10 protein-coding genes and 1 tRNA gene are annotated in these 12,385 nt (G+C 68.8%); 9 read left to right on the plus strand and 2 right to left on the minus strand.

Translation table 11 applies throughout. The features are described 5' to 3' along the window. Window positions 1-7: 7 nt before the first annotated feature. Window positions 8-1,063 (plus strand): UDP-N-acetylmuramate dehydrogenase, encoded by a 1,056-nt coding sequence (locus AC27L3_RS13730; RefSeq protein ID WP_487234310.1) that lies wholly within the window; start codon window positions 8-10, stop codon window positions 1,061-1,063. Between the two features lie 209 nt (window positions 1,064-1,272). Here AC27L3_RS13730 and AC27L3_RS13735 read toward each other — a convergent pair whose 3' ends face one another. Beyond that, on the minus strand, window positions 1,273-2,295 hold the full coding sequence (locus AC27L3_RS13735; RefSeq protein WP_487234311.1) for an adenosine deaminase: 1,023 nt from the start codon (window positions 2,293-2,295) through the stop codon (window positions 1,273-1,275). Between the two features lie 108 nt (window positions 2,296-2,403). Beyond that, entirely contained in the window at window positions 2,404-3,651 is a 1,248-nt protein-coding gene (locus AC27L3_RS13740; RefSeq protein ID WP_487234312.1) for a pyridoxal phosphate-dependent aminotransferase, read from the minus strand. A 216-nt stretch (window positions 3,652-3,867) separates the two neighbouring features. Here AC27L3_RS13740 and AC27L3_RS13745 point away from each other — a divergent pair. The 8 genes from AC27L3_RS13745 to rpoB all read left to right on the plus strand — a co-directional run bounded on the left by AC27L3_RS13745 (window position 3,868) and on the right by rpoB (window position 12,278). Then, window positions 3,868-3,940 (plus strand) — tRNA-Trp (locus tag AC27L3_RS13745). A 108-nt stretch (window positions 3,941-4,048) separates the two neighbouring features. Further along, on the plus strand, window positions 4,049-4,339 hold the full coding sequence (secE, locus tag AC27L3_RS13750; RefSeq protein WP_365970036.1) for a preprotein translocase subunit SecE: 291 nt from the start codon (window positions 4,049-4,051) through the stop codon (window positions 4,337-4,339). Window positions 4,340-4,419: 80 nt separating this feature from the next. Next, complete coding sequence (nusG, locus tag AC27L3_RS13755) at window positions 4,420-5,304, plus strand: transcription termination/antitermination protein NusG (RefSeq protein ID WP_487234313.1); 885 nt, start codon at window positions 4,420-4,422, stop codon at window positions 5,302-5,304. A 201-nt stretch (window positions 5,305-5,505) separates the two neighbouring features. After that, window positions 5,506-5,940, plus strand: a complete 435-nt coding sequence (rplK, locus tag AC27L3_RS13760) for a 50S ribosomal protein L11 (protein WP_344435224.1) — start codon at window positions 5,506-5,508, stop codon at window positions 5,938-5,940. 80 nt (window positions 5,941-6,020) lie between these two features. After that, window positions 6,021-6,737 carry a 50S ribosomal protein L1 gene (gene rplA / locus AC27L3_RS13765; RefSeq protein WP_487234314.1) on the plus strand — a complete coding sequence of 239 codons (717 nt, stop codon included), beginning with the start codon at window positions 6,021-6,023 and terminating at the stop codon, window positions 6,735-6,737. 402 nt (window positions 6,738-7,139) lie between these two features. Then, a complete protein-coding gene (gene rplJ, locus AC27L3_RS13770) occupies window positions 7,140-7,667 on the plus strand; it encodes a 50S ribosomal protein L10 (protein WP_365970032.1) in 528 nt (175 codons plus the stop codon). Window positions 7,668-7,774: 107 nt separating this feature from the next. Continuing rightward, window positions 7,775-8,164 (plus strand): 50S ribosomal protein L7/L12, encoded by a 390-nt coding sequence (gene rplL, locus AC27L3_RS13775; RefSeq protein ID WP_344435219.1) that lies wholly within the window; start codon window positions 7,775-7,777, stop codon window positions 8,162-8,164. Between the two features lie 631 nt (window positions 8,165-8,795). Further along, window positions 8,796-12,278 carry a DNA-directed RNA polymerase subunit beta gene (gene rpoB, locus AC27L3_RS13780; protein WP_344435218.1) on the plus strand — a complete coding sequence of 1,161 codons (3,483 nt, stop codon included), beginning with the start codon at window positions 8,796-8,798 and terminating at the stop codon, window positions 12,276-12,278. Window positions 12,279-12,385 lie beyond the last annotated feature (107 nt).

A 12,385-nucleotide genomic window follows, 5' to 3' on the forward strand; every position in this document is an offset into this window, starting at 1 on the left:
TGTGCCCGTGCAGGAACGACACGACGCCCCCCTCGCCCCCCTGACCACCTTCCGCCTCGGCGGTCCCGCCAGCCGTCTGATCACGGCCACGACGGACGCCGAGGTGATCGAGGCCGTGCGCGAGGCCGATCGCGCCGGGACGCCGCTGCTGATCATCGGCGGCGGCAGCAACCTCGTCATCTCCGACAAGGGCTTCGAGGGCACCGCCCTGCGCATCGCCACCAGCGGCTTCGCGCTGGAGGGCACCCGCCTGGAGCTCGCCGCCGGCGAGAACTGGTCCGACGCCGTCGCCCGCACCGTCGACGCCGGCCTCGCCGGCGTCGAATGCCTCGCCGGCATCCCCGGCTCCGCCGGCGCCACCCCCATCCAGAACGTCGGTGCCTACGGGCAGGACGTCGCCCAGACGATCACCGAGGTCGTGGCCTACGACCGGCACACCGACGAGATCGTCACCCTCACCAACGCCGAGTGCGCCTTCTCCTACCGCCACAGCCGCTTCAAGGCCGACCCGGCGCGCCACGTCGTGCTGCGCGTGCGCTTCGAGCTGGAGGACGCGGACGGGCTGTCCGCGCCCCTGAAGTACGCCGAGACCGCCCGGGCCCTCGGCGTCGCCGCGGGCGACCGCGTCCCCGTGGCCCGGGCCCGCGAGACCGTGCTCAAGCTGCGCGCCGGCAAGGGCATGGTGCTCGACCCCGACGACCACGACACGTGGTCCGCCGGCTCCTTCTTCACCAACCCCGTCCTCACCGCGTCCGAGCACGCGGCCTTCCTCGAGCGCGTCGCCGAGCGCCTCGGGGCGGACGTCGAGCCGCCCGCCTACCCGGCGGGCGACGGGACGGTGAAGACGTCGGCCGCATGGCTGATCGACCGGGCCGGCTTCACGAAGGGCTACGGGGAGGGGCCGGCGCGGATCTCGACGAAGCACACCCTGGCGCTGACGAACCGGGGCTCCGCGACGACGGAGGACCTCCTGGCCCTCGCCCGCGAGGTGCGGGACGGCGTGCGCGAGGCGTTCGGCGTGACGCTGGTGAACGAGCCGGTCACGGTGGGCGTGGCCCTGTAGGGGCGCCTGCGGCGGGCCTTTCCCCCACCCCGCCCCTTCCCGAAACCGGAGGCTCCGCCCCCGGACCCCCGGTCCGCAATCGCCGGACGGGCTGGATGGGGCACCTGCCGGTTTGTGGGCAGGCGTTCCGCTGGGGGTCCCCCCGGCGGTAGCCGGGGGAGGAACGGGTGGGCACGAACCGGCCACCGGGCCGCACCGGACCGACAAGCTCAGCCCGTCGCCAGCCACGCCTCCACGCCCGCCAGGAGGCGGGCGCGCGCGTCAGGGGGCGCCGCCGAGGCGCGGATGGACTGCCGGGCCACCTCCGCCAGCTCCGCGTCCGTGAACGCGTGGTGCTCCCGCGCCAGCTCGTACTGCGCCGCCAGGCGCGAGCCGAACAGGAGCGGGTCGTCGGCGCCCAGCGCCATCGGTACGCCCGCGTCGTACAGCGTGCGCAGCGGCACGTCGGCCGGCTTGTCGTAGACGCCGAGGGCGACGTTGGAGGCCGGGCAGACCTCGCACGTCACGCCGCGTTCGGCGAGCTTGCGCAGCAGGCGGGGGTCCTCCGCGGCGCGGACGCCGTGGCCGATGCGGGCCGCGTGGAGGTCGTCGAGGCAGTCGCGGACGCTGCCGGGGCCCGACAGCTCGCCGCCGTGGGGGGCGGCGATGAGGCCGCCTTCGCGGGCGATCTCGAAGGCGCGGTCGAAGTCGCGGGCCAGACCGCGGCGCTCGTCGTTGGACAGGCCGAAGCCGATCACACCCTGGTCGGCGTAGCGCACGGCGAGGCGGGCGAGGGTGCGCGCTTCGAGGGGGTGCTTCATGCGGTTGGCGGCGACGAGGACGCGCATGCCGAGGCCCGTTTCCTTCGAGGCGCTCTCCACCGCGTCGAGGATGATCTCCATGGCGGGGATGAGGCCGCCGAGGCGGGGGGCGTACGAGGTGGGGTCGACCTGGATCTCCAGCCAGCCGGAGCCGTCCTTGACGTCCTCCTCGGCGGCTTCGCGCACCAGGCGCCGGATGTCGTCGGGGGAGCGCAGGCAGGAGCGGGCGATGTCGTAGAGCCGCTGGAAGCGGAACCAGCCCCGCTCGTCCGTTGCCCGCAGCTTCGGCGGCTCTCCGCTGCTGAGTGCCTCGGGCAGGTGCACGCCGTACTTGTCGGCCAGTTCCAGCAGGGTCGAGGGCCTCATCGACCCGGTGAAGTGCAGGTGCAGGTGGGCCTTCGGCAGCTTACGGACGTCCCGAACGTTCTCCATTCAGGGATTTTGCCGTACCGGCCCGTCAACCGGAAGGCCCCTTCCCCGCAGGGGGAAGGGGCCGAAAACAGGTGCGGGGCCTGTTACGGCACCGCATGACGCCACTGCTTACGCCTTGGCCTCCGCCAGGAGCTTCTGGATGCGGGAGACGCCCTCGACGAGGTCCTCGTCGCCGAGCGCGTAGGACAGCCGCAGGTAGCCCGGGGTGCCGAAGGCCTCGCCCGGGACGACCGCGACCTCGGCCTCGTCCAGGATGAGCGCGGCCAGCTCGACCGACGTGGCCGGGCGCTTGCCGCGGATCTCCTTGCCGAGCAGGTCCTTGACCGAGGGGTACGCGTAGAAGGCGCCCTCCGGCTCGGGGCAGTACACGCCGTCGATCTCGTTGAGCATCGCGACGATCTTGCGGCGGCGGCGGTCGAAGGCGACCTTCATCTCCTCGACGGCCGTCAGGTCGCCGGACACGGCCGCGAGGGCGGCCACCTGCGCGACGTTCGACACGTTGGACGTGGCGTGCGACTGCAGGTTGGTGGCGGCCTTGACGACGTCCTTGGGGCCGATGACCCAGCCCACGCGCCAGCCGGTCATGGCGTACGTCTTGGCGACGCCGTTGACGACGATGCACTTGTCGCGCAGCTCGGGGACGACGACCGGCAGCGAGCAGAACTCGGCGTCGCCGTAGACCAGGTGCTCGTAGATCTCGTCCGTCAGGACCCACAGGCCGTGCTCGGCGGCCCAGCGGCCGATCTCCTCGACCTGCTCGCGCGTGTAGACCGCACCGGTCGGGTTCGACGGGGAGACGAAGAGCAGCACCTTCGTGCGCTCCGTGCGCGCCGCCTCCAGCTGCTCGACGGAGACCCGGTAGCCGGTGGTCTCGTCGGCGACGACCTCCACCGGGACGCCGCCGGCCAGGCGGATCGACTCGGGGTAGGTGGTCCAGTACGGGGCGGGGACGATGACCTCGTCGCCCGGGTCCAGGATCGCGGCGAACGCCTCGTAGATCGCCTGCTTGCCGCCGTTGGTGACGAGCACCTGGGAGGCGTCGACCTCGTAGCCGGAGTCGCGCAGGGTCTTGGCGGCGATGGCGGCCTTCAGCTCGGGCAGGCCGCCGGCCGGCGTGTAGCGGTGGTAGCGCGGGTCGCGGCAGGCCTCGACGGCGGCGTCGACGATGTAGCCCGGGGTGGGGAAGTCCGGCTCGCCGGCGCCGAAGCCGATGACCGGGCGCCCGGCGGCCTTGAGGGCCTTGGCCTTGGCGTCCACGGCGAGGGTCGCCGACTCGGAGATCGAACCGACGCGGGCGGAGACCCGGCGCTCGGTGGGGGACTGGACAGGAGGAACAGGAGGAGTCGCAGCGGTCATGAGGGCATCGTCGCAGACCCGCCGGAACGGCGGCACACCGTTTGCGTGCCCCTGTCAGAAAGGGTGAACCGGGCCCTGTCCGGGAACGCCGCGACAAAGGCTGTTCGACGATCCGCCCCGGACCACGTACACTCATCCCTCGTTGGCCTCCAGCAGCGAATCCGGCCTCGCACACACCGTGCGTCCGGGCGGATGCGGTACGTTGGGGGAACACAAAGGGTCGTAGCTCAATTGGTAGAGCACTGGTCTCCAAAACCAGCGGTTGGGGGTTCAAGTCCCTTCGGCCCTGCTACACGCATCGTCACCAGGGTGCGTGCGTGCGTACGTACTGAAATGCACCGCCGTGCGGCTCACCCGGGCGCGGCACGGCCACGACCCGGATTCAGGTGAGGACGTAGTGACGGAAGCCCTTGGCTCCACCGCGACGCCTGAAAGCGGTCGTCCCGAGGACGAGGTGGCCGGCAAGAAGGGCCGCCGGGGCGGAAAGCGCGCCAAGAAGGGCCCTCTGGGCCGGCTCGCTCTGTTCTACCGCCAGGTCGTCGCCGAACTCCGCAAGGTCGTATGGCCCACCAGAGGCCAGCTGTCGACCTACACCACCGTGGTGATCGCGTTCGTCTGCATCGTCATCGGTCTGGTTACCGTGATTGACTATGGGTTCCAGCAGGCCGTCAAGTACGTCTTCGGCTGAGCCCCCGCGCGAGGCGGCCTCCCTGTGGAGGTCCGCCCTTTCGCACGTTCCACCCCTTGAAGCCAGGAAGAAGCAGCCAAGTGTCTGACCCGAACCTGAACGACGCCGCCGAGCCCGTCGCGGCCGCAGAGGCCGACGTGGACGCGGCTGTCTCGGCCGAGGTCCAGGGCGACGACACCCCGCAGGAGATCGTCGAGGGCGCCGACGCCGTCGACGAGCTCGATGCCGAGGAGGCCGCCGCCGGCGAGCCCGCCGAGGAGGCCGCGCTGCGCGTCGAGAGTGACGCCGAGGTTGCCGCCGAGGACGAGGAGCCCGAGGAGGACGTCGAGGCCGAGGAGGCCGCTCCGGTCGACCCGGTCGCCGCGCTCCGCGAGGAGCTGCGCGGCCTGCCCGGCGAGTGGTACGTCATCCACACCTACGCCGGTTACGAGAACCGCGTGAAGACCAACCTCGAGCAGCGCGCCGTCTCGCTGAACGTCGAGGACTACATCTTCCAGGCCGAGGTGCCGCAGGAAGAGGTCGTCCAGATCAAGAACGGCGACCGCCGCACCGTCCGCCAGAACAAGCTCCCCGGCTACGTGCTGGTGCGCATGGACCTGACGAACGAGTCCTGGGGCGTCGTGCGCAACACCCCCGGTGTCACCGGCTTCGTCGGCAACGCCTACGACCCGTACCCGCTGACCCTGGACGAGATCGTCAAGATGCTCGCCCCGGAGGCGGAGGCCAAGGCCGCCAAGGAGGCCGCCGAGGCCGAGGGCCGTCCGGCGCCGTCCCGCAAGGTCGAGGTCCAGGTCCTGGACTTCGAGGTCGGCGACTCCGTCACCGTCACCGACGGTCCGTTCGCGACGCTGCAGGCGACGATCAACGAGATCAACGCCGACTCGAAGAAGGTCAAGGGCCTCGTCGAGATCTTCGGTCGCGAGACCCCGGTCGAGCTGAGCTTCGACCAGATCCAGAAGAACTGATCGAGAAGATCTGATCCGGAAGGTCCGATCCAAAAGAACGGATCTTCCGGCCGAACGCTTCCGAAACGGTCAGGCCCGCCTTTCGAGGCGGGCCTGACCATTCGGTTTTTGGTCCCGCCACGTTACCCGTTATCGTGGTGCGGTATGCCTGCGTGCAGTGTGCGTGGGCAAAAAAACTCTCACTAGGACCCGGAGAGAGCAATGCCTCCCAAGAAGAAGAAGGTCACGGGGCTCATCAAGCTCCAGATCCAGGCCGGTGCCGCCAACCCGGCTCCGCCGGTCGGCCCCGCGCTGGGTCAGCACGGCGTCAACATCATGGAGTTCTGCAAGGCCTACAACGCCGCGACCGAGTCGCAGCGTGGCATGGTCGTGCCGGTGGAGATCACGGTCTACGAGGACCGTTCCTTCACCTTCGTCACCAAGACTCCGCCGGCCGCCAAGCTGATCCTCAAGGCCGCGGGCGTGGAGAAGGGCTCCGGCGAGCCGCACAAGACCAAGGTCGCCAAGATTACCGAGGCGCAGGTCCGCGAGATCGCCACCACCAAGATGCCCGACCTGAACGCCAACGACCTGGACGCCGCCGCGAAGATCATCGCCGGCACCGCCCGTTCCATGGGCATCACGGTCGAGGGCTGATCAGCTCCCGCTGACCCTCTGTGGCAGGGCCAAGCGCTGGCCCGGACCACGACTCCACGCTCAACCATTCAGGAGCAGAAGTGAAGCGCAGCAAGACTCTCCGCGCTGCGGACGCCAAGGTCGACGCGGAGCGCCTGTACGCCCCGCTCGAGGCCGTCCGTCTCGCCAAGGAGACCTCCTCCACCAAGTTCGACGCGACCGTCGAGGTTGCCTTCCGCCTGGGTGTCGACCCGCGCAAGGCCGACCAGATGGTCCGCGGCACCGTGAACCTTCCGCACGGCACCGGTAAGACCGCCCGGGTCCTGGTCTTCGCGACCGGCGACCGTGCCGAGGCCGCGCGTGCCGCGGGCGCCGACATCGTCGGTGCCGACGAGCTGATCGACGAGGTCGCGAAGGGCCGTCTGGACTTCGACGCCGTCGTCGCCACCCCGGACCTCATGGGCAAGGTCGGCCGCCTCGGCCGCGTCCTCGGCCCCCGTGGTCTGATGCCGAACCCGAAGACCGGCACGGTCACCCCGGACACGGCCAAGGCCGTGACCGACATCAAGGGCGGCAAGATCGAGTTCCGCGTCGACAAGCACTCGAACCTGCACTTCATCATCGGCAAGGTCTCGTTCGACGACACCAAGCTGGTGGAGAACTACGCCGCGGCGCTGGAGGAGATCCTCCGTCTGAAGCCGTCCGCCGCCAAGGGCCGCTACGTCAAGAAGGCGACCCTGACCACCACGATGGGCCCGGGCATCGCCCTGGACCCGAACCGCACCCGCAACCTCCTCGTCGAGGACGAGACCGTCTGAGTGGGGGCCCCTCCCAGCGTTAGCTGGGGGAGGTCTGAGGGCCGCTGAGCGGCCTTTTGCGCGGAGCGCGTGAACCACGGGCCGGGCCCCGCTTCCCTTTCGGGAGGCGGGGCCCGGCTCGATTTGCGTATCTTGCCCCCCATCCCGTACCGTACCGGGGAAGCCAAAGACCGCTGGTCGTTGCCGTGTGTCCGTAATGGGAGATACGGCGGCCGAAGGATCCGCTAGCTGCGGACGACCTGCGCAGGTGACAGTGGAAGAACTCCCGCCGAGGCGTGAATGCGAATTACGCCCCCGCGGTCGAGTCACGCCCCGTGCGCCTGTGCCGGGGCGTTTCGTTTTGCCCAGGCCCCTTCTCGCGCGCCACTGCGGTCTTCATCACCCGGAAGGAGGCCGAGGCTCATGGCGAAGGCCGAGAAGGTCACCGCCGTTGCGGAGATTACGGAGAAGTTCCGTAACTCCAACGCGGCCGTCGTGACCGCGTACACCGGGCTGTCCGTTGCGCAGATCAAGCAGCTGCGCCGTTCGCTCGGTGACAACGCTCAGTACCGTGTGGTGAAGAACACGCTGACCAAGATCGCGGCCAATGAGGTCGGGATCCAGCTGGACGAGCACCTGAAGGGCTCGACCGCTGTCGCCTTCGTGACCGGAGATCCGGTCGAGGCGGCGAAGGGTCTTCGTGACTTCGCCAAGGAGAACCCGAACCTCGTCATCAAGGGCGGCGTGCTCGAGGGCAAGACGCTCTCCGCTGACGAGATCAAGAAGCTTGCGGACCTCGAGTCCCGCGAGGTTCTGCTCAGCAAGCTGGCCGGTGCCATGAAGGGCAAGCAGTCCCAGGCTGCCTCCCTCTTCCAGGCGCTGCCGACGAAGCTCGTCCGCACTGCGGACGCGCTGCGCGCCAAGCTCGCCGAGCAGGGCGGTGCCGAGTAATTCGGCTCGCGCATTGACCGGTGTCACCCGGCACCGGTCGCAGCGGGCCGTCCGCCCGCCGACATGTACATTCCGGCACCTGCCGAATTAGTGGAAGGACCGCCATCATGGCGAAGCTGACCAAGGACGAGCTGCTCGCGCAGTTCGAGGAGATGACCCTCATCGAGCTGGCCGAGTTCGTCTCCGCCTTCGAGGAGAAGTTCGACGTCACCGCCGCTGCGGCCGCCCCGGTCGTCATGGCCGGCGGCGTTGCCGGTGGCGCTGCCGCCGAGGCCGTCGAGGAGAAGGACGAGTTCGACGTCATCCTCACCGCCGCCGGTGACAAGAAGATCCAGGTCATCAAGGTCGTGCGTGAGCTGACCTCCCTGGGCCTGAAGGAGGCCAAGGACCTCGTCGACGGCACCCCGAAGCCGGTCCTCGAGAAGGTCGCCAAGGACGCCGCGGACAAGGCCAAGGAGGCCCTCGAGGGCGCCGGCGCCTCCGTCGAGGTCAAGTAAGACCTCCGGGTCCGCGAGGACTCTCCTTCCGGCAATCGTCGGAAAAACCGAGGGCGATCACCCGCATGGGTGGTCGCCCTCGGGCGTTCCCGGGACGGGTGCGCGCAGCAGGGCCGCAAGGCGAGTATGGTGATCTTCGTTGCCCTCCCGGTGGCCGGGACCCGCTCCGAGCAGGGCATCCGCCCTCCGTGACGGGCGGCCGGGGGCCGAGGGGCCTTGACGAACGGCACGCCGCGCGCGATTCTCAGGACGCGTCCCACGACGCCCCGCCACTTCGGTCCTCCGTCCGAGGCATGGATCGTAGGCGGAGGGGGAAGTATGGTCATGCGCTTCCAGCGCAGGACTTGCATCGGACGGGCGCGGGCAGACGCCGCACAGCGAGGAAACAAAAGGATCCCGGAGGGAGAGATTGGTATCGCACCGGTCTCGGGATACCCGCTCTGGACATCAGTGGGCCAAGTGGCTACACTGACCCTTTGCGCTGCCTGTTAGCTGCTCCCTGCCCGTCACCAGGGGCATGCCCACTTCATAGCACAGTCGAAAGAAGCCCCCTGACCTGGGATTTCTCTCCTCTGGACGGAGTGGGACCGGTACGCGCGTAGTGAGTCCGAGCCCTCGGAAGGACCCCCTCTTGGCCGCCTCGCGCAACGCCTCGACCGCCAATACGAACAACGGCGCCAGCACCGCCCCGCTGCGCATCTCCTTTGCGAAGATCAAGGAGCCCCTCGAGGTTCCGAACCTCCTTGCGCTGCAGACCGAGAGCTTCGACTGGCTGCTCGGCAACGCCGCCTGGAAGGCTCGCGTCGAGGCTGCGCTGGAGTCCGGTCAGGACGTCCCCACCAAGTCCGGTCTGGAGGAGATCTTCGAGGAGATCTCCCCGATCGAGGACTTCAGCGGGTCGATGTCGCTGACTTTCCGCGACCACCGTTTCGAGCCCCCGAAGAACTCCATCGACGAGTGCAAGGAGCGCGACTTCACGTACGCGGCTCCGCTCTTCGTCACGGCCGAGTTCACCAACAACGAGACCGGTGAGATCAAGTCCCAGACGGTCTTCATGGGCGACTTCCCGCTCATGACGCCGAAGGGCACCTTCTGCATCAACGGCACCGAGCGTGTCGTGGTCTCGCAGCTGGTCCGTTCGCCCGGTGTCTACTTCGACTCCTCCATCGACAAGACGTCCGACAAGGACATCTTCACCGCCAAGATCATCCCGTCCCGGGGTGCCTGGCTGGAGATGGAGGTCGACAAGCGCGACATGGTCGGTGTCCGCATCGACCGCAAGCGCAAGCAGTCCGTCACCGTCCTCCTGAAGGCGCTCGGCTGGACCACCGAGCAGATCCTCGAGGAGTTCGGCGAGTACGAGTCCATGCGCGCCACCCTGGAGAAGGACCACACCCAGGGCCAGGACGACGCGCTGCTCGACATCTACCGCAAGCTGCGCCCGGGCGAGCCCCCGACCCGTGAGGCCGCGCAGACGCTGCTCGAGAACCTCTACTTCAACCCCAAGCGCTACGACCTGGCCAAGGTCGGCCGCTACAAGGTCAACAAGAAGCTGGGCGCGGACGCCCCGCTCGACGCCGGCGTGCTGACCGTCGACGACGTCATCGCGACGATCAAGTACCTGGTCAAGCTGCACGCCGGTGAGACCGAGACCGTCGGCGAGAACGGCACCACGATCGTCGTCGAGACCGACGACATCGACCACTTCGGCAACCGTCGTCTGCGCAACGTCGGCGAGCTCATCCAGAACCAGGTCCGCACGGGTCTGGCTCGTATGGAGCGCGTCGTCCGCGAGCGGATGACCACCCAGGACGTCGAGGCGATCACGCCGCAGACCCTGATCAACATCCGGCCGGTCGTCGCCTCCATCAAGGAGTTCTTCGGCACCAGCCAGCTGTCCCAGTTCATGGACCAGACCAACCCGCTGTCGGGTCTGACCCACAAGCGTCGTCTCTCGGCGCTGGGCCCGGGTGGTCTCTCCCGTGAGCGGGCCGGCTTCGAGGTCCGTGACGTGCACCCCTCGCACTACGGCCGCATGTGCCCGATCGAGACGCCCGAAGGCCCGAACATCGGTCTGATCGGCTCGCTCGCCTCCTACGGCCGGGTCAACGCGTTCGGCTTCGTCGAGACGCCGTACCGCAAGGTCGTCGAGGGCCAGGTCACCGACGAGGTGCACTACCTGACCGCCGACGAGGAGGACCGCTTCGTCATCGCCCAGGCGAACGCCGCCCTCAACGAGGACATGCGCTTCGCCGAGGCCCGCGTGCTGGTCCGCCGCCGTGGCGGCGAGATCGACTACATCGCGCCGGACGAGGTCGACTACATGGACGTCTCGCCGCGCCAGATGGTGTCGGTCGCGACCGCCATGATCCCCTTCCTCGAGCACGACGACGCCAACCGCGCGCTCATGGGATCGAACATGATGCGCCAGGCCGTCCCGCTGATCAAGGCCGAGGCGCCGCTGGTCGGCACCGGCATGGAGTACCGCTGCGCGGTCGACGCCGGCGACGTCATCAAGGCCGAGAAGGACGGTGTCGTCCAGGAGGTCTCCGCCGACTACGTCACCGTGGCCAACGACGACGGCACGTACAACACGTACCGCGTCGCCAAGTTCTCCCGCTCCAACCAGGGCACGTCCTTCAACCAGAAGGTCGTCGTGGACGAGGGCGCCCGCGTGGTGGCCGGCCAGGTGCTCGCCGACGGTCCGTCCACGGACGAGGGCGAGATGGCGCTCGGCAAGAACCTGCTCGTGGCGTTCATGCCGTGGGAGGGCCACAACTACGAGGACGCGATCATCCTGTCGCAGCGCCTCGTGCAGGACGACGTCCTCTCCTCGATCCACATCGAGGAGCACGAGGTCGACGCCCGTGACACCAAGCTGGGCCCCGAGGAGATCACCCGGGACATCCCGAACGTCTCCGAGGAGGTCCTCGCCGACCTCGACGAGCGCGGCATCATCCGCATCGGTGCCGAGGTCGTGGCCGGCGACATCCTGGTCGGCAAGGTCACCCCGAAGGGTGAGACCGAGCTGACCCCGGAGGAGCGCCTGCTCCGCGCGATCTTCGGTGAGAAGGCCCGTGAGGTCCGTGACACCTCGCTGAAGGTGCCGCACGGCGAGATCGGCAAGGTCATCGGCGTGCGCGTCTTCGACCGCGAGGAGGGCGACGAGCTGCCCCCGGGCGTGAACCAGCTGGTCCGCGTCTACGTCGCGCAGAAGCGCAAGATCACCGACGGTGACAAGCTCGCCGGCCGCCACGGCAACAAGGGTGTCATCTCCAAGATCCTCCCGGTCGAGGACATGCCGTTCCTCGAGGACGGCACCCCGGTCGACATCATCCTCAACCCGCTCGGTGTCCCGTCCCGAATGAACCCGGGACAGGTCCTCGAGATCCACCTCGGCTGGCTCGCCAGCCAGGGCTGGAAGGTCGAGGGCGACGAGGAGTGGATGAAGCGGCTCCAGGCGATCGGCGCCGACGAGGTCGCCCCGGGCACCAACGTCGCGACCCCGGTCTTCGACGGTGCCCGCGAGGACGAGCTGGCCGGCCTGTTCGAGCACACCGTGCCGAACCGTGACGGCGAGCGCATGGTGCTCCCGTCCGGCAAGGCCCGGCTGTTCGACGGCCGCTCCGGCGAGCCGTTCCCGGACCCGATCTCGGTCGGGTACATGTACATCCTCAAGCTGCACCACCTGGTCGACGACAAGCTGCACGCCCGTTCGACCGGTCCGTACTCGATGATCACCCAGCAGCCGCTGGGTGGTAAGGCTCAGTTCGGTGGCCAGCGCTTCGGTGAGATGGAGGTCTGGGCCCTGGAGGCGTACGGCGCCGCCTACGCCCTGCAGGAGCTCCTCACCATCAAGTCCGACGACGTCACCGGCCGTGTGAAGGTCTACGAGGCGATCGTCAAGGGCGAGAACATCCCCGAGCCCGGCATCCCCGAGTCCTTCAAGGTGCTCATCAAGGAGATGCAGTCCCTGTGCCTCAACGTGGAGGTGCTGTCCTCGGACGGCATGTCCATCGAGATGCGCGACACCGACGAGGACGTCTTCCGCGCCGCGGAGGAGCTCGGTATCGACCTGTCCCGGCGCGAGCCGAGCAGCGTCGAAGAGGTCTGACGGGTCTGGCCGGGGGCCTCGGCTAGAGGCCCCCGGCATCCCCCAGAGCCCTTGACGGGCCTGGGGGGACCCCCATCCGGACCCCAGACCACTGATGTAGAGCCCAT

Source organism: Streptomyces sp. PKA51, assembly GCF_057552455.1.